A 25646-nucleotide genomic window follows, 5' to 3' on the forward strand; every position below is an offset into this window, starting at 1 on the left:
CTGACGCTACATCATAGTTAACTGATTATAAATCTGATACGATGTCAATATCGCATAATGAACTACGTGTAGTGTTTTCGGTTGTTTCTAATATGTCTTAATTACATTAAGCTGTTAAGAGCCTTATTCTACCAGTCATCGATAAAAATTTCATCCTTTCTATACAAACACTGCCTGCTAATATTCGTCATAAAACGATGAATAATACAATCATTATTCAAAAAACTGCCAGTCATATCATAGATATGAGTCGTGACTAAGTGATTCTTACTCTTCTGTCAGACATGAGCTGACAAACCAAATTATCTATGTTTTTAGAGATGATTTTACTGGGGTAGCTTTTATTATCGAGAGCGCATTGTTACCTATTTTATTCGTAATATCTGAAAATTATGAGAGCATAATTGTGACAGAGTTTGAGTAGAATTTTGCTAGGCTAGTCATATACGAAACAAGGTATAAAAAACTACGCCCATATAAAAATAAATAGTGAGTATTATGAGTTTACAATATGCATTACTCAATGACACCAGCTGGCAGAGTCAAACAGACTGGCAAACCCCCGATACCCCTTTTATGTCGTTTGCTTTTTGGCAAGCGTTAGCTGACACTGGCGCGATTGGTGAGCAGGCAGGCTGGTTGCCGATATTTGTGTTGGTACATCGGGTCGCAGATAGTCAAAGCGACAGCTCGATAGACTATGCTGACCATAGCGAAAACTATTCTGCGATTAACGAAGCTGCGCAAACAGTCGCGCATCCTGTGGCGGTGTTGCCAATATTCCTCAAAGGTCATCATCGTGGCGAGTTTGTGTTTGATCATTCATGGGCAGAAGCCTATGCGCGTTATGGTGTGGATTATTATCCAAGGCTGGTTACCAGCGTGCCCTATACACCGATTACGGGTCAGCGGCTTTGGTTGGCAAAAGGTGAGACGTTAACCACCGATATCATAAAGACAGCTATCGCAGGCGTCGATGATATTGCTCAGCAAGTAGGTGCCTCAAGCTGGCACGGATTATTCATTACGCCTGAATTGGCTACAATTGCCACGGCATCTATGCCTACTGATATTGATGTAGCGCATTTGCTAGCCGCTCAAGATAATGGTTTAGAATCAACCGCAATTGACATGCCCATACTGGAACGTCAAGGCTGCCAGTTCTTATGGCAAAATAAAGACTTGCTACAAGACTGCCAACCGTTTGCTGATTTTGAAGCATTCTTAGCGACGCTAAAAGCCAAAAAACGCAAAACCATCCGTGCTGAGCGTCGTAAGGTCGCCGAGCAAGGCATCATCTGCCAACGTAAATGCGGTGCCGCTATTACTGACGAGGACTGGAAAGCCTTTTATCATTGTTATGTGATGACCTATGCAGTACGTGGACAACAGCCTTATTTGACGATAGATTTTTTTATGGCACTGGCAGTGACTATATCTGAGCACTTAATGCTCGCACAAGCGTTAGATGCCTCTGGAGAAATTATCGCCAGTAGCTTGTTTTTATACGATGATCGCCATAGCGAAAATGCCACTCTTTATGGTCGCTATTGGGGAGCACTGGGTGAGTACGACAGCTTACACTTTGAGCTGTGTTATTATCAAGGTATTGAGTTTGCCGTCAAGCAAGGGCTTAAGTATTTTGATCCGGGTACGCAAGGGGAGCATAAGCTGGTTCGTGGTTTTATTCCAACGACGACACACTCTATCCACCGTATTTATGACTCACGTTTTGTGCCAGCTATCGCCAATTTTTGCGCCCAAGACCGTGCGCACATGGCGCAGTATCGTCAGCAAGCGTTTGAGGCATTGCCCTTTAATGCGGATAATATGCCAGCCTTTGATACCAATCAATAGGCTTTGCTTAATACGCCTAACGCTTTTTTTTTATTATTATGTCACTATTAGCCGTTAACTATGTCCAGTACTCCTTTTATTTGTCTTACCCATTTGTCTCCTCCTAGTGAGCTACTCTCGTGGCTCAATGTCGCAGGCTCTCTCACGGCGGTGTTGGAAGTGAAAGCAGGGCAGCCCTTGCGCGTGGAGCGTAGCTTTGAGGGCTACCGATTGCTGTCATTGGCACAAAAAAAACAATTGAATGTCACAGGTGCCATGCTGAATCGTCCCATGCTAGCATGGGTGCGTGAAGCGCAACTATATGGTAATGACGCACGCCCGTGGGTGGCCGCGCAAAGTATCTTTCCGTTACCCAGTCTCAAAGGTCACGCCCGCCGTCTACAGCAGCTAAAAGGCACACCCATTGGTTATGTGTTATTTAAACGCAGCCGGACTTTGCCCAATCAGCGTTTTATCCAACAGACTGCTGAAGGTTGGCAACGGCAAACACGTTATGATTGGTATGGTCGCCAGCTGCTGATCAGCGAAACTTTTTTGCCAGCATTTGTCGCTACTGACAGTCAAATATCCGTTAAGTAGCCAATCAATAGCTAAATGTCGCTACTAATCTGCTGACCAACAACAGGTTAGGAGCAATATGATAGCGGTAAACCATTTATTTTATTGGCTATTTATCTGCGTTATATCACCATTTAATTCACTCAGCTTACAGTGAGGTTTTTTTGCGCTCACCGCACAAATTTTCATGTTACACTTAATGTTTAGCGATGATTTTGATGCCAGCGCGTATCGAGTTTATTGCCGAATTGGACAAGTTAATGACAGGCCTATTGCCTCTGCTTACTCCTACTTATCTTTGCTAATAGACTCAATTCACAATAATGGTCATACCATAAAACTGAGCGTAAAAGTACCGCTGGTACTTTGAGCGACGTTGACACAGTAATTGTTTTATTGTGGGCAGCCTATAAGCTTCTTTTCAACGACATTTTTCAATGACAGTCACTACCTAGGACATCACTATGTTTAAAGATATTTCTATCAAAGATTTTGATCCAGTACTTGCTGAAGCGATGGCTGCAGAAAGCGTTCGTCAAGAAAACCATATCGAATTGATTGCGTCTGAAAACTACTGCTCGCAAGCAGTGATGGAAGCGCAAGGCACAGATCTAACCAACAAATACGCTGAAGGCTATCCTGGCAAGCGTTACTATGGTGGTTGTGAGCATGTAGACGTTGTAGAGCAATTGGCGATTGATCGTGCAAAAGAGTTGTTCGGTGCTGAGTACGTCAACGTCCAGCCACATTCTGGTAGCCAAGCAAACTCTGCCGTATTTTTAGCGTTACTTGAAGCAAATGACACCGTACTAGGCATGAGCTTAGACGCAGGTGGTCACTTGACTCACGGCGCACACATTAACTTTTCAGGTCTGAACTACAATGCCGTACAGTACGGCTTGGTCGAAGGCACTGGTCTTATCGATTATGACCAAGTTGAAAGTTTGGCAAAAGAGCATAAGCCTAAAATGATTATTGCTGGTTTTTCAGCGTATTCACAGGTAGTCGATTGGGCACGTTTCCGTGAAATTGCTGATGAAGTTGGCGCTTATTTGCTAGTAGATATGGCGCACGTTGCTGGTCTAGTTGCTGGTGGTGTTTATCCAAACCCAGTACCTTTCGCTGATGTGGTTACAACGACCACGCACAAAACCTTACGTGGCCCACGTTCAGGCATGATTTTGGCGCGTGATGAAGTACTTGCTAAAAAGCTTAATTCTGCCGTATTCCCAGGTAACCAAGGTGGTCCGTTGATGCATGTCATCGCGGCAAAAGCGGTTTGCTTTAAAGAAGCGTTAGAAGATAACTTTTCTACTTATCAGCAGCAAGTGGTTAAAAACGCTAAAGCGATGGCAAAAGTGGTTCAAGACCGCGGCTATGAAATTATCTCTGGCGGTACTGAAAACCATCTCATGCTGATCAGCCTAGTTAAGCAAGAAATGACGGGTAAAGAAGCGGACAAATGGCTTGGCGATGCGCATATTACTGTGAATAAAAACGCCGTACCAAATGATCCAAAATCTCCGTTCGTGACGTCTGGTATTCGTATCGGTACGCCAGCAATCACTACTCGCGGCTTCAACGAAGCGCAAGCGGGTGATTTGGCAGGTTGGATTTGTGATGTACTAGATAGCCGTGGTGATGAAGCCGTCGCTACAGAAGTACGCGGTAAAGTAGAAGCGATCTGCAAAGAGCTACCAGTTTACGAAAAAAATCAGTAAGTCTTAACTGACTCTTTTTGAGAGCTGTATAACAAAAACCGCTTAGCTTTTGCTAGGCGGTTTTTTTGTGTCATAGAAAATAGTAGCTAATCCTTCTTCAGCGCATGACTGTCTTCTAATATACCCATAAACCTCTCATATAACCAAGGCTCAGCATCATCGATGGCTTGGTTATATATTTTAGAGCCAATCAAGTCCACTATAAAATCGAATAAGAACTTGGCAGGCAAATTACCGATATCCAAATCAAACTCTTCGCTCATATAATCTCTCAAATTATCTAACAGCGCTTCTTCCTCTTCTTTCGATAACTTGATAAGTTTGTCTTTACTCATATCATTCTCTCAATACTAGGTAATGATCTAGCTTAGTTCAATCATATCTTTATAGGAAGGTTGAATAACCAATAAAAAGGCTGGGTTACGATAGCGTAGCCCAGCCTTATTCAGGTTAATTCGACTTTATTGCTTATCAAATTACATAAACGGCAGTTTAGTAAATATCTGCAAGATCGTCGCGTTGACGATATCGACAAAGAATGCACCAACCATTGGCACAATCAAAAACGCCTTAGGCGAAGGCAGATAGCGATCCGTGACCGCCTGCATATTGGCAATCGCCGTAGGCGTCGCACCCATACCGAAACCACAATGTCCAGCTGACAAGACCGCTGCATCATAGTCTTTACCCATCACCTTAAAGGTTATGAAATAGACATAAACAACCATAATGACCGTCTGTACCAGTAAGATAATCAACACAGGGCCTGCCAAATCAGTCAGCTGCCATAGCTTCAATGACAGCAGCGCCATGGCTAAGAACAGACTCAAAGAAGCGTTACCAAATACGTCGATAGAGCGATCAAACATATCAAAATTAAAGATAGTGGTTAAGACATTACGAATAATCACACCACCTGCCAACGCCCAAACGAAGGTAGGTAGCTCAAACCACGTGCCTTGGGCAACAAGCGTCATGACATCGGCGAAGGCCAACGCTGCGGCAAACAATGCCAATGTCTCAATAGTAGAAGAGGCCGTGATAAAGCGCATGCTGTCAGGTCTTTCGAAAATTTCTTTATTGCTACTCGCTGAATCTTCATCATGTTTGGTGCTATAAAGCGACTGCGCACCAGCGACTTTTTCGATGTCACTAGGATTGGGATTGGCGGGTGTTGGTTTTAACCCCAGCTTTTGAATCAGGCGACGGGCAACAGGACCACCAATGATACCGCCAGCGACTAAGCCATAAGTAGCAACGGCGATACCAAGCGTCGTTGCCCCGACCACACCGTAATCTTGCTCCAAGGTGATACCCCAAGCGCCTGCCGTACCGTGACCACCAGTCAGGGCGATAGAACCTGTCACTAATCCAAGTAGTGGATCAAGTCCCAACGCGCTTGCCATGGCCACACCAACGACATCTTGCAAGACGATAAAAACGGACACAACGATGGTAAAAATCAACAATGGCGTACCACCAGCTTTGAGTCTACTAAAATCAGCGCTCAAACCAATAGAGGCAAAAAACATCAGCATGGTCGCCGTCTGTAATCCTTGATGAAAGTTAAAACTATATCCCCAAATGATATTTAGAATATAGACCACTATTGCCGCGACCAAACCACCAGCAACAGGTTCTGGAATGTTAAAATCTTCTAAGAATTTAATTTTCTTGACCAAAAAGCGCCCAAGCAGCAGCACTAGAGTGGCTAGTATCAGCGTGTAATAGCCGTTTAGGGTAATTTCCATATATTAATCCTTTCTATAAAAATAAATTAACCTGAATTCGGGATAAATATGGTTTTATCTCGAATTCAGGTTTGTGTGGTGATTGGCGACTAGGCATCATCCACGGACGGCATAATAACCCATAATTGCGGCTTGCCAAAATCTCTGTAGGCATCTTCAATGATGCTTTTGAAAACATTAAAATCTTCAGTGTTTATTTTTTTCACCGCTGTTAGATCCAGCATCAGGTGAGTCACTTCGCTGTCCGTTAAACAGTCCCATGCGCTATCCCAGTTATGTGAAAAATAGCTGGGAAAATCACAGGCATTGGCTAAGTTTGTTAATAATGTGGTTTTATTAAGTATCTCGTCTACCGGTATGTTAACAGTCTGAGTGGGCATGCTAGCATTTAGTGCTGTAGTTTTTTGGTTAATATCTTGGTCAAAACCCAGATTAATATAGTGGATGGCTTTACTCATATTATTTTACGTCCAGTCTGCGAAAGCTATCATAGTGATCAACGGTTAAGTAATACACGGTCGGCGGATGACCACCTGTGACGATACGCCGTGCACCGCGATGTGACACGCCAGAGGTCGGCACGGTATATTCACGGTAGTAGCCTTGCGACTGCGTGGGCAATCTGCCCTCACGATTATAAAATGTCGTGCCATCTTTATGAGGATAAGGAAAAGGCCCGCCTCGTTGAATAAGGGCAATGGTATTGTCTATCTGAGCATCGCCCGTGACGCCGCTTGTCTTTGCTGGCTGTGCCTCTGATGAGGTTTGTGATACCGTCGTTGGGTCAATACTATCGGTCAAAAACCCAGACGACAAATCACCAAAAAAGTAAACAGCGACGGCAATAAGAGCAATCACACTAAATAGGGTAGAGCCTAAGCTTCTCTTGTTTTGGTTGCCACGATGATGATGACGATTGTCACGGGTAGTGTGTCGCGGGTTTTTGTTATTATCAGTAGGGTTGTTTCGGCTGCCAGTATTTGAATAGTGATTGGTTATATTTGAGTCTGGAGTGGCTAAAATACTCAATTCGTTGGAAGTGACTTCAGTGGCTCGTAGTTGGTTTTTATCATTACGCTCGCTATTAAAATAGACGCTTTGACCAACGGTTATCGGCTGTGATAATCGCACTTTACTCACATGGAAAAACACGTCTTCACTTTGGTTGTCTACATCGATAAAGCCATAGCCTTTATCTGAATTCCAGTGCTTGATTTTACCACTCTGCATAAGCCCACTTTCCTATCGCTTGTTTCATTATCGTGCCGCATGACTTCTACCATACATATGGTTTTAATACCGCATATATAACATATTTGACACTACTAAAAAACGCCAGCAATTGAGCTGGCGTTTTTTTGTGGATTATACGTTAAATGAGAGAGTGGATGATAGGCTAAGCGATAAGACGTTAGGCGCGAGTCTCACCATGACCATACACGATCCATTTTTGTGAGGTGAGACCTTCAAGTCCTACTGGGCCACGAGCGTGGATTTTATCGGTCGAGATGCCAATCTCGGCACCCAATCCATACTCAAAGCCATCGGCAAAACGGCTAGAGGCGTTAATCATGACGCTCGCTGAGTCGACTTCACGGATAAAACGTTGTGACTTGGTATAGTTGTCGGTAATGATAACGTCGGTATGATGGCTGCCATGAGTGTTGATATGTTCAATGGCTTCGTCAATACCTGACAAAACTTTTACCGCTAAGATAGGCGCTAAATATTCGGTATCCCAATCCTCAGCAGTGGCCGCAGACAGATGTCCAGCAAGCTTAGCATTGTCATTTAAGATGGCTTGCGACTTGTCATCAAGGCGCAGTTGCATCGCATCATCAGCGGCGATGATGGCTTCGGCAATCTTTGGCAATAGCTCACCCGCGACTGATTCGTCGATCAATAGCGTCTCCATGGTATTACACGTACCGTAGCGATGGGTTTTTGCATTGACGCTGACCTTGATGGCGATTTCGGCATCCGCATCACTATCGATAAAGGTGTGGCAGTTGCCATCTAAATGCTTGATGACAGGAACGCGAGCATCGCGGCTGATACGCTCAATCAATCCTTTGCCACCGCGTGGGACAATGACATCAACATAATCTGTCATGGTGATCAGCTCGCCGACAGCAGCACGATCTGTCGTTTGTAATACTTGCACACTGTGCTCAGACAGCCCGACTTTCTGTAGTCCTTCCAAGATACACTTGGCAATCGCTTGGTTGGATTCAAACGCTTCAGAGCCGCCGCGCAAGATAATAGCGTTGCCTGATTTTAGTGCCAATGAAGCCGCTTCTAAGGTCACGTTAGGGCGCGACTCATAAATCATACCGACTACGCCGAGCGGCACCCGCATTTTACCCAAATGAATCCCTGATGGCTGATAGGTCATGTCAGTGACTTCGCCGATAGGGTCTGGTAATGAAGCGACGTCTTTTAACCCTTGGAGCATGCCGTCAAAGCGGGCATCATTTAGCGCTAAGCGATCCAGTAAGGCTGCCTCTAAATCGTTGCTTTGTCCATTATTCATATCGATTTTATTGGCGGCCAAAATATCTGATTTGGCCTCTTTTAACACATCATGAATCGCCATTAATGCTGAGTTTTTGTCACCAGTGTTTGCCGCAGCCAGCACACGAGAAGCCGCTCTTGCTTGTTTGCCAACAGTTTGCATATAGGCAGTAACGTCTGTGGTATTCGATTGACTCATAAATTATTTTCCTTATGTTATAAATGTTTTAAGCAAATGAAAGCGCCCAAAAAGGCGAAAATGTGGCAAAAAGATGATTTTGATACCTGTGAGGTATTATGCTATTTAACATAGAGGAGATTGAGGCGATAGTAAAGATGATTTTGTGAACAGTGCCTGCTTTACATAGCGTTTATGAGCATTGTTGTCGCGTCATTTTACTAACTTTATCATTACTGAGTCCTTGCCATTTCATGGTACAAATATCATTTTAGAGAAAGCAAAAACGCAAGTTTGCGGTTACGTGGTTTCAACAGAACTGCGTTGTAACTACTAAGGTAGCTAGCATTAATCATACGTATAGTAGAGCTTAACGGTGCATCAGAAAGCAATTAAAGGGCAGACATTCATGTACGAATGGCTGCTCGTCAAATACAATTCAATAAATGAAATAATGATGGAGAATAAAAATGGCTATTAGAAATGACACTATCGACAACACCACGTGTAAAAGCTTGCTGACAGTTGGTTTGGTTGCCGCGGCATTGACATTGGGCGCTTGCGGTAAGAAAGAAGAAGCGCCTATGGAAACTGCTCCAGCCGTTGATGCACAAACAGCGGTGGAGGATGAAGCTACTGGTGTTGCGACAGCAGGCGAAGGTGATGATATTGCAGTTGCTAGCGCCGATGATGGCATGGCAGTGGGTAATAATGATGATGTGGCGGTGGTAACAGCAGATGACGCCGAAGTGCTGGATGGTACTGAAAGCGAAGAACATGTCTCGACGTATTAAATCGCTACTTTGATTAACTGGTTATCATTAGTTGATGATATAAGCGAATAAAACTAGATAATCAGATAAAACTACGCCCAGTACACGAAAGTGATAAAATAAGGCTCAGCGCTGTAAATACAGTCTGGGCTTTTTTGTGTTAGCTATTTAGTGGCTTATTAATATTTATTTACCACTGATTGAGCATTGATTCAGCGTTGATTGAGCATCTGGTTCAATACAGGATTTGCCTTTTTGCTGTGTAATAAGAGACAATGTGACATTTTTTCTATTTGTGTCACGAATCATAGCTTTATCACAATGACGCTATGATTGATGCTGATACTATTTATGCTACCTATGCCGCTATTTTTTATTTATTTTTATTCGTGTTTTCACTCATATTTATTGGAAGTCTGCTGAACCATGCTTGATATTGCAAAAGATCCGACTCGGCCTATCGCCTTAGATTTACAAGACGTCCATAAAAGCTATGGCTCATTGGCAGTGCTAAAAGGGGTGTCCCTTACCGCATATGACGGTGATGTCATCTCTATTTTGGGCTCATCAGGCTCAGGTAAATCTACCTTGCTGCGCTGCATTAATTTGCTCGAAAAGCCCAATCAAGGTCGTATTATTATCGGTAATGATGAGCTGATGCTCAAGCCTGCCAAGTCAGGTGAGCTGCAAGCGGTCGATATCAAGCAATTGGAAAACTTGCGTGCGCGCGTGGGTTTTGTCTTCCAAAACTTTAACTTGTGGCCGCACAAAACGATTTTGCAAAACATCATCGAAGGGCCAACGCAGGTTTTAAAGATTAAAAAAGATCAAGCCATTAGCGATGCTGAAAAGCTGCTCGATAAAGTCGGTTTACTTGATAAGAAAGACGCCTATCCAGCGAATTTATCTGGCGGTCAGCGTCAGCGTGTCGCGATTGCCCGTGCCCTTGCTATGCAACCACAGGTGCTACTATTCGATGAGCCAACCTCAGCCTTAGATCCTGAGCTGGTCAATGAAGTGCTCGCTGTCATGCGTGAGTTGGCAGAAGAGGGACGTACTATGCTTATCGTCACCCATGAGATGCGTTTTGCGAGAGAAGTATCAAGCAAAGTGGTGTTCTTGCATCAAGGCGTGATTGAAGAGATTGGCACGCCCGAGCAAGTTTTTGATAATCCTACCTCTGAGCGTGTCAAAGACTTTATGGCATCGCATCGTCAGAACTAGCCTCGTATTTAGTATCCGTTTTATATGCAAAAATGGGGTGGTAATATTCTTACCACCCTATCGTCATTTTATTTTAAGCGTAAAATTACTGCTTAGTAAGCAGCGTTGACCGTTTATTACTCGTTAATAACAGTCGGTATGTAAAACGTTTGTTTTTGATATTTTACTCAGGTATTATCAAAAGGTTTACAGGTGGTCGATAATGACGGCTGCTTGTGTATTCTGCTATCTATATTGCTTGTCTGGCAGGGACGTCAGAGAACAAAATATCAGAACCCTACATTAAAAACCCATCAGAATTTAAGGAATGTATGATGTCGAATTCTCGCCTATTGTGGTCATCGATGACCGTTACCGCCGCATTGATGCTGAGCGCCTGTAGTCAACCGGCTAATGAAACTACTGATAGCAACACTGACGCCGCTGCAGCAGAAACGGCTGGCAAGACCATTCGTATCGCGACTGAAGGTGCTTACCCTCCTTTTAACTACACCAATGCTGATGGCAGCTTGGCAGGCTACGATATTGATGTTGCCAATGCCTTGTGTAAACAGATGCAAGCCAAATGTGAAATCGTCGCTCAAGATTGGGATGGTATTATTCCGGGTCTTTTAGCACAAAAATATGATGCAGTGATTGCGGGTATGTCTATTACACCTGAGCGTCAAGAAAAAGTCGACTTTACCGAGCCTTACTTTGCCAATACGATGGTTTGGCTGACCGATACCAAAGGCAGTTTTGATCCTATGGCGATCAAAAACTTGACACTTGGTGGTCAACGTTCAACCACGCCTGGCGCTTATTTACAAGATAACTATGAAGGCAAAGACGGCAATACTGTGCAGTTGTATGACAATTATGACAATGCTTATTTGGATCTAAAGTCTGGTCGTAGCGATGCAGTATTGGCGGAAAAAGTCTCTGCCAAATCATGGTTGGCAGACAACCCTGAAGGCTTTGGTATCGTTGGTGACGAAATTGACAATGACGACAATATTGCCATTGCTGTTCGTAAAGGTGACGCACTCAGAGACGACTTTAATAAAGCACTCAGCGAAATCCGTAGTAACGGTGAGCTGGCACGTCTTGAGCAAGCGAACTTTGGTCAATAATCTTCTGATTGAAAAATGAAGGAATAGCAAACATGACAATATCAATGACATCATCATTAAAAACTAAGGCGCTTTGGCTTGCGCCATTAAGTGCCGCGATGCTTATGCTGGCTGGTTGTAATAATAGCGCCACGCCAGAAGATGGTGCGGCAGCTGACACCACAGCCGATGCACCTATGAACATAAAAATTGCCACCGAATCAAGCTATAAGCCGTTCAGTTATACCGATGCTGATGGCAAGTTAATTGGTTATGAGATTGAGCTGGTCGATGCTCTGTGTGCACAAATGAAGGCAAAATGTGAAGTCATCTCACAAGATTGGGATGGTCTCATTCCTGGTCTAAATGCCCAAAAATTCGATGCAATTATCGCAGGTATGTCGATCACGCCTGAGCGTAAAGAAGTGGTTGAATTCACTGACCCGTACTTTCACACTGGCATTATCTTAATTGGTAAAAAAGGTGATGACATTCGCGTCGATGCATTAAAAGGTCAGCCCATTGCCTCACAGCGTTCAACCGTCGCTTCACAGTACTTGCAGGATGAACATGCAGATGCTGATATCAAGCTTTATGATACCCAAGACAATGCGTATCTGGATCTGACTTCAGGTCGCGTACGGGCAATGATGTCCGATAAAGTCACTGGCATCGATTGGCTAAAAACGGATGCTGGCAAAGACTATGAAGTAAAAGGACAAGAAATCAGCACCGACGAAGATGCCATGGGTATCGCGCTTCGTAAAGGCGATCCATTGGTCGCTAAGTTCAATAAAGCGTTGGCTGAATTAAAAGAAAACGGTACTTATGACCAAATCACAGGCAGCTATTTTGGCACCAGCTCTACTGCTGCTGCGCAAAAAGCCGTGGCAACCACCGACGTAAAAGAAGTGATGGTGGTTGAAGGTGATGATGCTGTTGAAGTGAAAGAAGAATCAGCTGAAGCGGCGACTAACTAATATCATAGCTCATCTCTGTGCTCGGCTGATATGGCTGTCACGTATGGCGATATTCACTCATAGAGATGAGTGTTATTTTACTCACAAACCCCAAGGATGATCATGAACAACCATTTTGACCAACACTGTGCAATCGCGAACGCGTCTGTTATCAATGGCATCAAGGCGCGACGTTTTTCAGCGCCCTTGCTTGCGATGGCGGCGCTTTTAACCTTAGCAGGATGTAGCAATGGTCAAAATGATGCAAATGATGATGTCAGCCCAGACGCCGCTGAGACCGCAGCGACGGGTGATGTGTTACGTATTGGTACCGAAGGCGCTTATGCTCCCTTTAATTATACCAATGCGGATGGCACCCTTGGTGGTTTTGATGTTGATATTGCCAACGCTATCTGTGCCGATATGAAGGTAACATGTGAAATCACGGCGCAAGATTGGGACGGTATCATCCCCGGTCTAAAAGCGGGTAAGTACGATGCGATTGTGGCCGCCATGTCGGTGACGCCTGAGCGTGAGCAACAAGTCAGCTTTACAGAGCCGTACTTTAGCAATACCTTGGTGTTTTTGGCCAAAAAAGACAGCAGCTTCGATCCTAGCAATAGCGATGATATCAATGCGCACTCTATTGCCGCTCAGCGCTCGACCATTTCTTCGCAGTGGTTAGAAAAGGTTTATCCAAATGCTGACATGAAGCTTTATGACACGCTAAGTAATGCGTTTTTGGATTTGGGTTCGAATCGTGTTGATGCGATGGTGTCTGATAAGCTGCCAGCGCTAGAATGGCTTGGCTCCACCTCAGGCAGTCAGTATGCGCTCAAAGGTCAAGAGATTGACATCAATGATAATTTTGCCATCGCGGTGCGTCCAGGCGATGCATTGCAAGCAAAAATCAATAAGTCATTGGTCAATATTAAAGCGGATGGCACTTACGATAAAATCAATCAAAAATATTTTGCGATTCCAGCATCAAGCTCAACGGTCACTACTGAGCCGACAGAAAAACCTGCTGAATAAGTCTTAAAATATGTTTAGTACTGTTGCATCGTAACCGTGAGAATGGTGATTTTTAATAGGTTAATTTGAATTCCATTTCATAGGAAGGGTATTGCTTCAATAGCGATATCCTTTTTTTGTTTTTTATAAAAAATAGTTCGGTCTTGTGATATTGACTGTTCGGTTTGTAAAAATATGACTAATCTAATGCATTTTTAAGAAGATAAGCGTCTATTTAAGCACTGCTTTTACGTGTGAGTATTAACATAGCTGGCAGCGAATATGATAAAATCAGCGCTCATTTCTACTGTGTCAATTTCCGCCGCAATAATCGTATTGATTTGACGTCCATCTATGACGCAAAGCACCAAGGTCTATTTGGTATAAAATACGCTTATGAGCAGCGCTCAGCGATTGATGCTGATTCTTTTAACTCATATTTTGCAAATTGCTAATATAAAGAGACTGAGTGGATAATTGTGTTTGATTTACAAGGATTTGGCGCGCTACTACTGAGCGGCGCTACCGTCACCATCAAGCTTGCCATGACCAGTTTAGTCATCGGCATGGCTTTAGGGCTGCTCGGTGCCACAGCTAAGCTGTCCAATGTCTGGCTGCTGCGTAAAATTGCGACTGTATATACGGCGACAATGCGCGGTATTCCAGAGTTGCTATTGGTATTGTTTATCTATTACGGTGGCTCTATGCTGCTGATGACGATTCTCAAAAAATTCGGCTATAATGAATATGTTGAGATCAGTGCCTTTTGGGGCGGCGTGATGGCGTTATCTATCGCGTTTGGCGCTTATGCGACTGAAATTTTTCGCATGTCGATCCAAGAGATTCCGATAGGGCAAAAGGAGGCGGCGCAAGCGATTGGTATGCGTCCTTTTCAGACGTTTTATCGCATTACCTTGCCACAAGTTTGGCAGATTGCGTTGCCAGGATTGGGCAATTTGTTTTTGGTGTTGCTCAAAGATACTGCATTGGTATCGGTCGTGGGTCTCAAAGATATTATGTATCAGGCATCACGTGCCGCCCAATCAACGCAGCAGCCATTTACTTTTTATATGGCAGCGGCGATTATTTATCTGGGTTTAACCATGTTGATTACTGGTTTTATGATGTGGCTCGAATGGCGCGCCAATCCAGCGGCACGCTACGCTAAAAAGCTGAGCCGTCAGTCAACCCACCGTCAATCGACCATAGGATAGAGGAGAGATACTATGGATTGGAATTGGCAGGTTATTTTTGATAGCATTCCTGATTTATTAAACGGGGCAGTATTGACCGTACAGCTGGTGGTTATCTCAGGTATTATCGGTCTATTTTTTGGTTTGGTTTTAGCCCAGTTGCGCTTGTCAAAAAACTGGCTGGTGCAGATACTACCATTTTCTTATATCTTCTTCTTCCGTGGCACGCCGCTGCTGGTACAGATATTTTTGATTTATTATGGTCTAGGACAGTTTGAGGCTATACGGAATTCGTTCTTATGGGAACCTGTGCTCAGTCAAGCGTATTGGTGTGCCATCATTGCCTTTACCATGAATACCAGTGCTTATTTGGCAGAGATCATTCGCGGTGCGATTCAGACCATTCCTGTTGGTGAGCTCGAAGCAGCTGACGCTATCGGTATGTCGAAATGGCAGAAGCTTACGCGTATTACCTTACCCCGTGCCTTTGGTATTGTCATTCCAGCCTACAGCAATGAAGTGATCTTTATGCTAAAAGGCAGTGCGCTTGCGTCAACCATCGCTTTGATGGATATCACGGGTGTCGCTCGAACCATTAGTGCGCGAACTTATACCTTGATGGAGCTGTTCTTTGCTGCTGGTATTATTTACCTTCTATTATCATGGGTGATTCTGTTTAGCTTTAGGTTGTTTGAAAAAAGAATGAACCGCCACACAAGCTATGTACCGCCTGATGTAATGACCAACACCATACCTTAATGGTTTGGCTCAAAATAATGCTAAAAAATCAATGAAATAGCGGGTTAATATCTTAATATTAACCCGCTATTATTTTGTTTAACTGCCATTTATCTCATTTTTATGGCTATTTTTAAAATGAAGATAAGCCCTAGAAAAATAGCGACAGATAGTGCAGTATGTATGACCAACCTATCAATAATCTGCTGTGAGTGCCTAGTATGAGCCAATCACCCCATATGTCTTTAATCAATGCGATTGCTACCAGTGTCAATGATGACGCGAGCATTGCAACGGTTAACGATAGCGTACGTGCATCCATCGGCAAGGTGGTCTGTGTCGGTCGTAACTATGCGGAACACGCCCGCGAGCTTGGCAATGAGATACCAAAATCACCCATCTTATTTATGAAACCAGCATCGTCAGTGGTCAGTGTGCGTCATGATATCGTCCGTCCCAATCCAGCGATATATGGTGATACTCATTATGAAGCTGAGCTGTGTGTGCAATTAGCAGCAGACTTATCGGCAGCCACGCTTGAACAAGCACAGCAAGCGATAGGTGGCGTGACTTTGGGGCTGGATTTGACCTTACGTGACTTGCAAAGTAAGCTCAAAGAAAAAGGTCATCCATGGGAGCGTGCTAAGTGTTTTGATGGTGCCTGTGTACTTGCTGATTGGATTGATCCGCAAGCATTTGGTGATTTTAGTCATGTCGAATATCAGCTTTATATCAATGATGAGCTGAAGCAAGATGGTGACAGTGCCTTGATGCTATTTCCAGTTTATGAATTACTGGCAGAGATTAGCCATGCCTTTAGCTTACAAGCAGGTGACGTGATTATGACTGGAACGCCAAGCGGCGTTGGCATATTACAAGCAGGCGATGCGTTAAAATTGAAGCTCGGTGCCCATGAATGGCAGGCGCAGGTTCAATAAGTTTTTATAGCAGCACTATTTTATCAGTCGTCAAATGCAGCGACGCCATCATAAAATCCCAAGTTAACGCTTGGGATTTTTTCGTTTTATGAGGTGCTCACAAAGTGCTGTCATGAGACTGTCATCTATGTTTCAACGTTCTGTCATAAACTCTCGGTAGACTTAGGCGTAATTCGTATTTTTGTGGTGATAATTGTAAAGCCGCGATCAACTCTCCGCCAATCCAGCCTAATAGCAAGGTGACTGATAATGACATTATTGAATAATAAACAACCACTTGCCCATGAAGTCGTTGAAGACTCTAATCCGACTGACAATATCGATTTTCAAACCATTATTAGTCGTCGTTTAAATCGTCGTAGTATCCTAAAAGGTGGCACAGGATTGACGGCGGCGGCTTTTTTTGGGGCGCTACCTTTGGTTGGCTGTAGCGATGATGATGACAGCAGTCCTATCAAGAATACTGATAATAACGCGGCTATCCCTGCACAGGGCGATCTCAAACGTCCCGAAACTTTGAAGTTTACGGCAGTGGCGCATTCAACTGCCGAAACGATGAGTGTGGCAGCAGGCTATAAAGCCGAGATGATATTACCACTTGGTACGCCGCTGATATCGGGTATCGATGATTGGAAAGACAACCGAGAGCAGTCGGCAGAGTCATTCGAGTGGCGCATGGGTGATAACCATGATGGCATGTGGTTCTTTGGTAAAAAGGGCGGCGCTTATGATGCCAAAGCGGCAGAGAATGGGCTGCTAGTGATGAATCATGAATACGTGAATAGTAACGAATTGAGTCCGTTTGGCTACTATGTGACCCAAGATGATAATGCTGCTCCCATCTTTAAAAATCGTCGCCTCGCGAGTGACGTGCGCCGAGAAGTCAATTGCCATGGGGTAGCAGTGGTCGAGATGAAACGCCGCGCTGATGGCATGGGCTATGAGATGGTGGCTGATTCGAAATATAATCGCCGTCTCACGAGTAGTAGTACGGCGCAGTTGACAGGGCCCGTTGCCGGCTCTGATTTGGTCAAGACTAAGTTTGATCCGACAGGCTTTCAGACGCGCGGCATCAATAATAATTGCGGTGCAGGTTTGTCACCTTGGGGCACCTATCTGACCACCGAAGAGAACTTTTTAGGGGTATTCGCCCGTGGGCAAGATGCTAGCCAATTAAGTGATGGGCAAAACTATGGTCGCGAGCGCTACGGTGCAACAGAGGATTTCCCAGGCTGGGAGTATCTGTGGCACACACCTGAAGCCAAAGATGCCAAGATAGCCGATGAGTTTTCGCGCTGGGATATGACCGCCGTCGGTACCAGTGCTGCTGACGATTATCGTAATGGCTTTAATACCTTTGGCTATATCACCGAAATTGACCCTTTTGACCAAAATTCTATGCCGCAAAAACGTACGGCACTGGGACGTTTTGCCCATGAAAACTGTGCTTATGCCCCCGTTGAACAAGGCAAACCGGTGGTCTTTTATATGGGCGATGATGCTCGCGGCGAATATATTTATAAGTTTGTCTCCAAAGCCACATGGTCAAATAGTGATATCGGCGGCGGCTTAAAAGCGGGCGATAAGTATTTGAATGACGGCACGCTCTATGTTGCTCTCTTTAATGAAGATGGCAGCGGTGAATGGAAAGCACTCGTCCATAGTCAAAACGGACTGGATGCCTCCAATACGGTATTGCCTTTTAATGGGCAAGATGAGGTGTTAGTTTTTGCTCGTGCCGCAGCAGATGTGGTCGGCGCCACCAAAATGGATCGACCAGAGTGGGTATCGGTTAGCCCTATGACGGGTGAGGTATACGTCACATTGACCAATAATAAATACCGCGGCGTACGCGAAGACCAACCTGTGTCAGCCTCTAATCCGCGTAGCTATCAGGCAGGTGAAAAAGCGGCAGGTAATGACAACGGTCATATTATTCGCTGGGCAGAAGCAGGTGGCGATCATACAGCCACGAGTTTTGAGTGGGACATTTATTTGTTTGCCACGCCTTATGATCTGGCCGCAGAAAATTTGTCACAGCTAAATGACAACAACGATTTTTCTTCCCCAGATGGTTTGTACTTCGATCCGCGTGGCGTATTGTGGATTCAGACCGATGACGGCGCTTATACCGATACCAGCAGCTGTATGTTACTGGCGGCGCTGCCGGGTAAAGTCAGTGATGGGACAGCCATAACGACCTCAGCAGGACAACAAACACGAGTCGGCATGCCTGCTAGTAATGACAATATCAAACGTTTTTTTGTCGGTCCTGAAGGCTGTGAAGTCACAGGTATTACCATGGCTCCTGACTTTAAAACCTTATTTATCAATATTCAGCATCCGGGTAATACTTGGGGTGCTATTGCTGGAGGCAGTACGCCGCGCTCAGCGACCGTAATGATTACGCGTGAAGATGGCGACGTCATACTGGCAGAGTCGTTTGTCTAGTTAGACATTTGCATGAGTAATGATGTGTTTTTCTCAACAAAAAAATCCCAAGTCATGGCTTGGGATTTTGTATTTTGGAGGATAGTTATTAATATGCAAGCATTGGTATTAAAGGATAGCGCCTTTCTTTGACAATAAAAATACTTGATAGTTAAATCATTCTCTTCTGTTTATGACAATTACAGGATAGTATGGAAAATTCCTTCAACTGCTTGATATGTTAACACTATGCCCAGTCCAAAACCTTTAGAAACCATTCATGATTTATTTGCCACCACTCGGCGTCCAACTGCTGTTGAGTCGGATGCCGGTGAAGGTTTTCAGGGCGATGTCTATGAAGAGTTGGCGAAACTCGAATATATCTATGTCGATGAGCTGAGCGCCGAGACGGTGGACAACAGCTATAGCAAACCGCATCAGCCTATTACGTTGGTTGATTTTTTTGAAGGCTTGGCTCAGTTGGCAACGATGGGCGTGGTGGAAGTCACTGATATTGTAGAGGCTATCCATCGTGAGATTCTGCTGCGTCCTTTAGGACGGTTTAATAAAGGCAATATTGAGCACTGGCAGCGCGGCATCACGGGGCGGATTTATGGCACGGTGCGTTATACGATGCAATTGGTGGGCAATAATCTTGCCTCAGGGCTGCGTCTTTATAACACGGTTTCTAAACCCAAAAAAATACAACCTTTACCCAAAAACTTACGTCGCTTGGTCAATATTCTAAATGGCGTCATGGGCGATCATCTTATCACTCATCACAATCCATTGGCAGTATCGATGGTGCTATACGATGAATACAATCGTGTACAAAGTGGTGCGCTGTCAGGGCGTGTTATTATTTTATGCCATGGGCTTTGTATGAGTCACTTGAGCTGGCAGGTATCTGGAGAAGGCAATTTGGGTGAAGCGTTGGTCAAGCACTTGCCAAAAGCGACGGTTCTGTATTTAAACTATAATACGGGTCGGCGTATTTCTAGCAACGGACGTAGCTTTGCAAAAGTCTTGCAAGATTTGGTTGAGAGTAATCCCGACGTCACTCAAATAGATTTAATCGGTCATAGTATGGGTGGATTATTGAGCCGTAGTGCGCTGTTTTACGGTAAAGAGCAAGGCTTTAGCTGGGTCAAACGCGTGGGCAATCTTGTCACCTTAGGCTCACCGCATCATGGCGCAAGCTTGGAGCAGATTGGTCATTTTGTTCAAGATAAAATCGCTAAGCTGCCTTTTGCAGGATCATTGGCTAAATTGGGCGACTTGCGTAGCGCTGGTATTATAGATTTACGTTACGGCAGTATTCGCGATGCTGATTGGAAGTCTACCGAAGGGCGCAGCGTGCTGCCAGCAGAGTTTCGTCATCCCACGCGTTTGCCCCTGCATGTGAATACCTATTTAGTGGCGGCAGCTTTGATTGAAACTCATTATGACTCTAAGACCACAAGTTTGCTTGGGGATGGGTTGGTCTCAGTAGAGTCAGCGCTCGGCGAATATACCGAAGAGCATACGCTAGCAGTACCAGAGGGACATAAGGCGATTTTTTATGGGGTCAATCACATGAATTTAATCTACAGCGATAGAGTACATGAGCAAGTTATTGCTTGGCTGTTGGATAATAGGCTAGGCGATGCCCATGATGCAAAGTATGGGCTTGATAGTCGTATCTATTCTTATCCAGAAGTGGATGAATTGGCCAATTAAGCGTGCTCGAAACCAGTTATATCGTCAGTCATAAATTTCAAGCCATGACGTTAAAAACCCCCAAGCGTCACACTTGAGGGTTTTTCTATTACTAAGCGAGCTTCACTAAATCCTAATTACTCAGAAAATATCGTGGTCACATCGTCTTTATTAAATCTATACATCTCGCCACAAAAGCCGCAATCCATCTCAAAGTTACCGCCTTGCTCATCAATGATATCTAAGGCTTCTGCTTCACCTATTTGCTCAATGGCCATCTCACATTTCTCACGTGAGCAGGTGCAACCAAATGATAATGCAACAGGGTCGGGCGCGACGACATTTTCTTCATGATACAAGCGATAAAGGATTTCGTTGGCATCAAGCGTGGTCAACTCTTCAGCTTTCACTGTCCGTGTCAAAACGCTCAGACGCATCCATAAGTCATCGTCGATACCCGCATCTTGGTTTTGCTCGACTTCATAGGTTTCTTCAGCAGTACGAGGAAGCATTTGTACCAACATTCCACCCGCTTGCAGACCATCAGACGCTAAATTAATCAAGGTTGGAATCTGCGCCGATTGCTTTTGGTAGTGCGCTAAGCAGTCTGCCAAATTGTCATGGCTGCGCTCGACGATGCCTTGATAGGCTTCGCCGCCTTCAGGCTGAATGTTAATAAACAACACGCCTTGACCCATCGCACCCAATTCAGCAAATGCCTCTTTGGCATGAGTCATATTTTCCCACGCCTGTACTTGCTCATCAGTTTCACCCTTCCAGCTAGCAAGGGCACGGATGATACCGTCTTGATTGCATTCTGCCATTGCCCAGTTTAGCAAGCTATCGCTGTCTGATGATTGCAATTGAATGGACAGATGACCATTGATTTTGACCGTGCCGATAAGCAAACTCGCTGCTGTTAGCATCTCACCCAATAAGCGCTTGATCGCTTCAGGATAAGGCTTTTGGGCTATCGTACTGGCATAGCTGCGTGATAGGCGCACCACATCACCGCGCACTGGCGAATCTTCAATAAAGAAACGTTGACGTACGTCATTGTCACTATGGTTGCCAGCGTTCTGGCTGTCCGTATTAGGGACTTGAGTATCTTGTGTCATAGGTCATTTATAGTATTAAGAAGTTGTTAGCTTTATGGGGATTCATCGTGATTTATCAATTGCTCGTTAGATATTGTTTAACAGATTAAAGGCGTTTATTGGATAGTTATGGTGATACTAAACCCGATATCCTTGAAAAATAAGCCTCATTAAAAAAATTTTACCCACACTCGCTAATTTGTTGTACAGTAACATTAAGTTGCATTGTGATAAATAACAGCAACAACCACCGCATGGATGCATGGCAATAAGGTCAATGAATAAGACCTGTGTCGTCCAAGCACTCATTCAATCTTGTGATAATGTGATAAAAGGATGTATCTCATGAGCTATCTATCTTCTAGGTCTTTCTCTAAACCTTTAACTCTCGCTGCTTTTATGGCGCTAGGTCTTGCAGGGTGTAATAACAGTAGCCAAACCAGCACTGATGCGCCAGCAGATGATGCAACAGCGACAGAAACCACTACCAACGGTACTCTACAAAAAATCAAAGACTCGGGTACTATCGTGGTCGGTCACCGTGACTCTTCTATTCCATTTTCTTATATCGCTGACGACCCAAATCAGCCGATTGGTTATGCGCACGATTTAGAGATGAAAGTCGTCGAAGCGGTTAAGCAAAAGCTAAACATGCCAGACCTCAACGTCCGTTATAACCTTATCACCTCACAAACCCGTATTCCCTTGGTACAAAACGGCACGGTCGACTTTGAATGTGGTTCGACCACCAACAACGAAGAGCGTCAAAAACAAGTGGCATTCTCCAACGGTTTCTTTGAAATCGGTACGCGTCTATTGACCAAAAAAGACTCAGGTATTCAAGATTTTGAAGACCTAAAAGGTAAGACCTTAGTCACCACCGCAGGCACAACTTCAGAGCGTTATATTCGTCAGTATAATGATGACAACAAAATGGACATGAATATCATCTCAGCAAAAGACCACGGCGAAGGCTTCCTTATGCTAGAAAATGGTCGCGCGGATGCCTTTATGATGGATGATGTACTACTTGCTGGCGAAAAAGCCAAAGCAAAAAATCCTGATGAATGGGTCATCGTCGGCACGCCGCAATCGTTTGAAATTTATGGTTGTATGATGCGTAAGGATGATTCTGAGTTCAAAGCAGTGGTCGATGAAGCGTTAGCGAATGTCTTTAAATCAGGGGAAATCAACAGCATTTATGACAAGTGGTTCTTAAACCCAATCCCACCAAAGAACGTCAATCTAAACTTTGAGATGTCTGACAACTTAAAAGCCTTGATTGCCAGTCCGCATGACAGCGCTCAGCCGAAAGTTGCGACGGCACAGTAATTATTGTCCTGCAACATAGCTTGCTTACGTGTTCAGACTGATGTTGATATCAATCTGAACACGTAGGATTTTCAGTCGCTGCTCGGAGAGACAACCATGAATTATAGCTGGAACTGGGGTGTGCTCTTTGAGCAGACTGGTATCGGTAATGAGCTTTATATCCATTGGATGATTACTGGTCTTGGCTGGCTACTATTGATTGGTAGTATCGCATGGGCCATTGCTATGGTCGTAGGTACTATCTTTGGCATCATGCGTACTTTGCCTAATAAGACCGCTCGTGCCATTGGCACCGCTTATGTGACATTTTTTCGTAATATTCCACTGCTTGTCCAGTTGTTCTTTTGGTTTTATATTGCACCTGGCTGGCTCACGCCCACGATACAAGAGTGGTGGTATAAGGATTTATCGCCCAACACGTCAGCCATGCTTTCAGCAAGTATCGGTCTTGGATTATTTACCGCCGCTCGTATCGTTGAACAGGTGCGTACAGGTATTGAGTCGTTGCCCGAAGGTCAAATCAATGCTGCTTATGCACTAGGCTTTAGTATTCCGCAAGTCTACAAAGAAGTGCTGCTACCGCAGGCCTTTCGTATTATTTTACCACCGCTCAGCTCCGAGCTGACCAACTGCTTCAAAAACGCCTCCGTCGCCTCATTAGTGGGGGTAATGGAGCTGATCAGTCAAACCAAAACTATTAGCGAATACACCCAAAACAGCATCGAGATTTATACCTACGCGACGATTATTTATTTAGTATTTAACTTATCGTTGATTGCTATTATGGGGTTAATTGAGCGCAAACTGCGTGTACCTGGGCTCATTGCAGGAGGTCAGAAATGAACATGATGACCGAATTGGCAACAGCCTATCCTGGTTTGATGGGCGGCATGATTACCACCTTAAAGGTGCTGTTTTTGGCGATTATTGGTGGTATTAGCTTAGGAACGGTATTGGCGTTGATGCGCTTGTCTGGTATCAAAGCGCTTGAGATTCCAGCAAAGCTATACGTCAATTACTTCCGTTCTGTACCGCTACTACTGGTGCTACTGTGGTTTTACTTTGCCGTACCGATGATTTATTTTTGGATAGCGGGTAAGTACTTACAACTTGATGCTGCTTTTGCCTCTTGTGTGGTTGCCTTTATGATGTTTGAAGCCGCTTACTTTTCAGAGGTGGTGCGTGCTGGTATTCAATCGATTGGTAGTGGGCAGGTCAATGCCGCCAAAGCGTTAGGCATGACTTATGGGCAGACCATGCGTCTGGTTATTTTGCCACAAGCCTTTCGCAAAATGCTGCCGCTAATCTTGCAACAGTGTATTATTTTATTCCAAGATACGACGTTGGTTTTTGCTATTGGTTTGACAGATTTTTTCCGCGCCGCCTATGTACGCGGTGAGCTGATGGGTTTGCTGACGCCTTACATTTTGGGTGCTGGTGCGGTGTATTTCATCATCAGTGTCAGTGCCTCCGTGGGCGTCCAACAATTGCAAAAGCGTTTGCGATTTTGATAGATATTTATCTTGGCTTGCGCTTTTTGAGTGTTGAGGCTTTGGTTGAGTAGTTGATCTAACTTTTCTTAAATGACGATTATTAAAAACAATGTGGTTAGGAGCCAGTGATGAGCAAAGCTGATACATACTTAAATGCCTTTGGCGGACTGGTCACCAACAATGGTCATGCTAGTGATGAGATGGTCATTCAAATGTCCGATGTCAGCAAATGGTATGGGGATTTTCAAGTATTGAGTGATTGTACGGCGCATGTACATAAAGGTGATGTCGTCGTCGTGTGCGGGCCATCAGGTAGTGGTAAATCAACCTTGATTAAAACGGTCAATGGACTAGAGCCTTTTCAAGAAGGTGGGATCATGGTAAATGGTATCTCAGTTGGTGCGGCAAAAACCAATCTGCCGAAATTACGCAGCCGTGTCGGCATGGTCTTTCAGCATTTTGAGCTGTTTCCACATTTGACTATCATTGATAATTTGACGGTCGCTCAAATTAAAGTATTGGGTCGCAAAGAGAGCGAGGCCAAACAAAAAGCCATGGCGTATTTAGATCGCGTTGGACTAACGGTACAGGCCGCGAAATATCCAGCCGAGCTCTCTGGTGGTCAGCAGCAGCGTGTTGCGATTGCACGAGCGCTGGCAATGGATCCTGTAGCGATGCTCTTTGATGAGCCGACCTCTGCTCTTGACCCTGAGATGATTCAAGAAGTACTTGATGTTATGGTCGAGTTGACTCGCGATGGCATGACCATGATGTGTGTGACCCATGAAATGGGCTTTGCCAGTCAGGTAGCCAATCGTATTATCTTTATGGACGAAGGTCATATTGTCGAGAACTGTAGTAAAGATGAGTTTTTTGAAGGGGCAAAAAGTGATCGCGCGCAACTTTTCTTATCGAAAATCCTCAATCACTAAATACTCTATTCCACTTTCTCATACTTTCAAGCGTCTATTTATCAATAGGCGCTTTTTTGTGCGTGATAGCTTGATGTATTTAACAGTGATGTTGATATGATTGGTCTATAAGTGAGTAGATGAGTGCATGGCTGTTTACTGATACAATAGCGGTC

23 protein-coding genes are annotated in these 25646 nt (G+C 44.5%); 17 read left to right on the forward strand and 6 right to left on the reverse strand.

What is annotated here, in order from left to right; genetic code table 11:
• Window positions 1-498: 498 nt before the first annotated feature.
• From JMY05_RS13035 to glyA, 3 genes are all read left to right on the forward strand, one after another.
• Window positions 499-1857, forward strand: coding sequence for a GNAT family N-acetyltransferase (locus tag JMY05_RS13035; RefSeq protein ID WP_201615279.1), 1359 nt, complete (start codon window positions 499-501; stop codon window positions 1855-1857).
• A 60-nt stretch (window positions 1858-1917) separates the two neighbouring features.
• Entirely contained in the window at window positions 1918-2436 is a 519-nt protein-coding gene (locus JMY05_RS13040) for a chorismate--pyruvate lyase family protein (protein ID WP_201615280.1), read from the forward strand.
• 443 nt (window positions 2437-2879) lie between these two features.
• Window positions 2880-4136, forward strand: coding sequence for a serine hydroxymethyltransferase (glyA, locus tag JMY05_RS13045; RefSeq protein WP_055123466.1), 1257 nt, complete (start codon window positions 2880-2882; stop codon window positions 4134-4136).
• 86 nt (window positions 4137-4222) lie between these two features.
• Here the strand turns inward: glyA and JMY05_RS13050 are convergent, their stop codons facing one another.
• From JMY05_RS13050 to JMY05_RS13070, 5 genes are all read right to left on the reverse strand, one after another.
• Window positions 4223-4471, reverse strand: coding sequence for a DUF2164 domain-containing protein (locus JMY05_RS13050; RefSeq protein ID WP_045443523.1), 249 nt, complete (start codon window positions 4469-4471; stop codon window positions 4223-4225).
• Between the two features lie 141 nt (window positions 4472-4612).
• Window positions 4613-5887 carry a sodium/glutamate symporter gene (gltS, locus tag JMY05_RS13055; protein WP_045453577.1) on the reverse strand — a complete coding sequence of 425 codons (1275 nt, stop codon included), beginning with the start codon at window positions 5885-5887 and terminating at the stop codon, window positions 4613-4615.
• 89 nt (window positions 5888-5976) lie between these two features.
• The gene (locus JMY05_RS13060; protein WP_045443526.1) at window positions 5977-6345 is read right to left on the reverse strand and encodes a barstar family protein; all 369 of its coding nucleotides are present in this window, start codon (window positions 6343-6345) and stop codon (window positions 5977-5979) included.
• A 1-nt stretch (window position 6346) separates the two neighbouring features.
• A complete protein-coding gene (locus JMY05_RS13995; protein WP_201615281.1) occupies window positions 6347-7117 on the reverse strand; it encodes a ribonuclease domain-containing protein in 771 nt (256 codons plus the stop codon).
• 181 nt (window positions 7118-7298) lie between these two features.
• The gene (locus JMY05_RS13070; RefSeq protein WP_201615282.1) at window positions 7299-8600 is read right to left on the reverse strand and encodes a glutamate-5-semialdehyde dehydrogenase; all 1302 of its coding nucleotides are present in this window, start codon (window positions 8598-8600) and stop codon (window positions 7299-7301) included.
• A gap of 449 nt (window positions 8601-9049) precedes the next feature.
• On the opposite strand from JMY05_RS13070, the gene JMY05_RS13075 reads away from it, so the two are divergent.
• From JMY05_RS13075 to JMY05_RS13120, 10 genes are all read left to right on the forward strand, one after another.
• Complete coding sequence (locus JMY05_RS13075; protein ID WP_045443529.1) at window positions 9050-9373, forward strand: hypothetical protein; 324 nt, start codon at window positions 9050-9052, stop codon at window positions 9371-9373.
• A 405-nt stretch (window positions 9374-9778) separates the two neighbouring features.
• On the forward strand, window positions 9779-10576 hold the full coding sequence (locus tag JMY05_RS13080; protein ID WP_045443533.1) for an ABC transporter ATP-binding protein: 798 nt from the start codon (window positions 9779-9781) through the stop codon (window positions 10574-10576).
• 311 nt (window positions 10577-10887) lie between these two features.
• Window positions 10888-11688 (forward strand): transporter substrate-binding domain-containing protein, encoded by an 801-nt coding sequence (locus JMY05_RS13085; protein WP_198329618.1) that lies wholly within the window; start codon window positions 10888-10890, stop codon window positions 11686-11688.
• A 32-nt stretch (window positions 11689-11720) separates the two neighbouring features.
• Window positions 11721-12647, forward strand: coding sequence for a transporter substrate-binding domain-containing protein (locus tag JMY05_RS13090; RefSeq protein ID WP_109590919.1), 927 nt, complete (start codon window positions 11721-11723; stop codon window positions 12645-12647).
• 102 nt (window positions 12648-12749) lie between these two features.
• Complete coding sequence (locus tag JMY05_RS13095) at window positions 12750-13661, forward strand: ABC transporter substrate-binding protein (protein ID WP_201539819.1); 912 nt, start codon at window positions 12750-12752, stop codon at window positions 13659-13661.
• 458 nt (window positions 13662-14119) lie between these two features.
• Window positions 14120-14854, forward strand: a complete 735-nt coding sequence (locus JMY05_RS13100) for an ABC transporter permease (RefSeq protein ID WP_045453595.1) — start codon at window positions 14120-14122, stop codon at window positions 14852-14854.
• A gap of 12 nt (window positions 14855-14866) precedes the next feature.
• A complete protein-coding gene (locus tag JMY05_RS13105; RefSeq protein WP_045443544.1) occupies window positions 14867-15592 on the forward strand; it encodes an ABC transporter permease in 726 nt (241 codons plus the stop codon).
• A 200-nt stretch (window positions 15593-15792) separates the two neighbouring features.
• Entirely contained in the window at window positions 15793-16509 is a 717-nt protein-coding gene (locus JMY05_RS13110) for a fumarylacetoacetate hydrolase family protein (RefSeq protein WP_201615283.1), read from the forward strand.
• A 249-nt stretch (window positions 16510-16758) separates the two neighbouring features.
• Entirely contained in the window at window positions 16759-18960 is a 2202-nt protein-coding gene (locus JMY05_RS13115) for a PhoX family protein (protein ID WP_201615284.1), read from the forward strand.
• 228 nt (window positions 18961-19188) lie between these two features.
• Window positions 19189-20658: an esterase/lipase family protein gene (locus tag JMY05_RS13120; protein WP_045443547.1), complete on the forward strand. Its 1470-nt coding sequence runs from the start codon at window positions 19189-19191 to the stop codon at window positions 20656-20658.
• Window positions 20659-20774: 116 nt separating this feature from the next.
• On the opposite strand, the gene JMY05_RS13125 is transcribed toward JMY05_RS13120, so the two are convergent.
• Window positions 20775-21755 (reverse strand): Hsp33 family molecular chaperone HslO, encoded by a 981-nt coding sequence (locus tag JMY05_RS13125; protein WP_201615285.1) that lies wholly within the window; start codon window positions 21753-21755, stop codon window positions 20775-20777.
• A gap of 324 nt (window positions 21756-22079) precedes the next feature.
• Between JMY05_RS13125 and JMY05_RS13130 the strand changes: the two genes are divergently transcribed.
• The 4 genes from JMY05_RS13130 (at window position 22080) to JMY05_RS13145 (ending at window position 25491) form a co-directional block, all read left to right on the forward strand.
• The gene (locus JMY05_RS13130) at window positions 22080-23066 is read left to right on the forward strand and encodes a glutamate/aspartate ABC transporter substrate-binding protein (protein ID WP_045443551.1); all 987 of its coding nucleotides are present in this window, start codon (window positions 22080-22082) and stop codon (window positions 23064-23066) included.
• 96 nt (window positions 23067-23162) lie between these two features.
• The gene (locus tag JMY05_RS13135; protein WP_055123453.1) at window positions 23163-23909 is read left to right on the forward strand and encodes an amino acid ABC transporter permease; all 747 of its coding nucleotides are present in this window, start codon (window positions 23163-23165) and stop codon (window positions 23907-23909) included.
• Window positions 23906-24577 carry an ABC transporter permease subunit gene (locus JMY05_RS13140; RefSeq protein WP_060490392.1) on the forward strand — a complete coding sequence of 224 codons (672 nt, stop codon included), beginning with the start codon at window positions 23906-23908 and terminating at the stop codon, window positions 24575-24577. Before JMY05_RS13135 ends, JMY05_RS13140 begins: the two co-directional genes overlap by 4 nt.
• Before the next feature lie 182 nt (window positions 24578-24759).
• On the forward strand, window positions 24760-25491 hold the full coding sequence (locus JMY05_RS13145; protein WP_045443837.1) for an amino acid ABC transporter ATP-binding protein: 732 nt from the start codon (window positions 24760-24762) through the stop codon (window positions 25489-25491).
• Window positions 25492-25646 lie beyond the last annotated feature (155 nt).

Source organism: Psychrobacter sp. JCM 18902 (genome assembly GCF_904846615.1).
In the GTDB taxonomy this organism is placed as follows: domain Bacteria; phylum Pseudomonadota; class Gammaproteobacteria; order Pseudomonadales; family Moraxellaceae; genus Psychrobacter.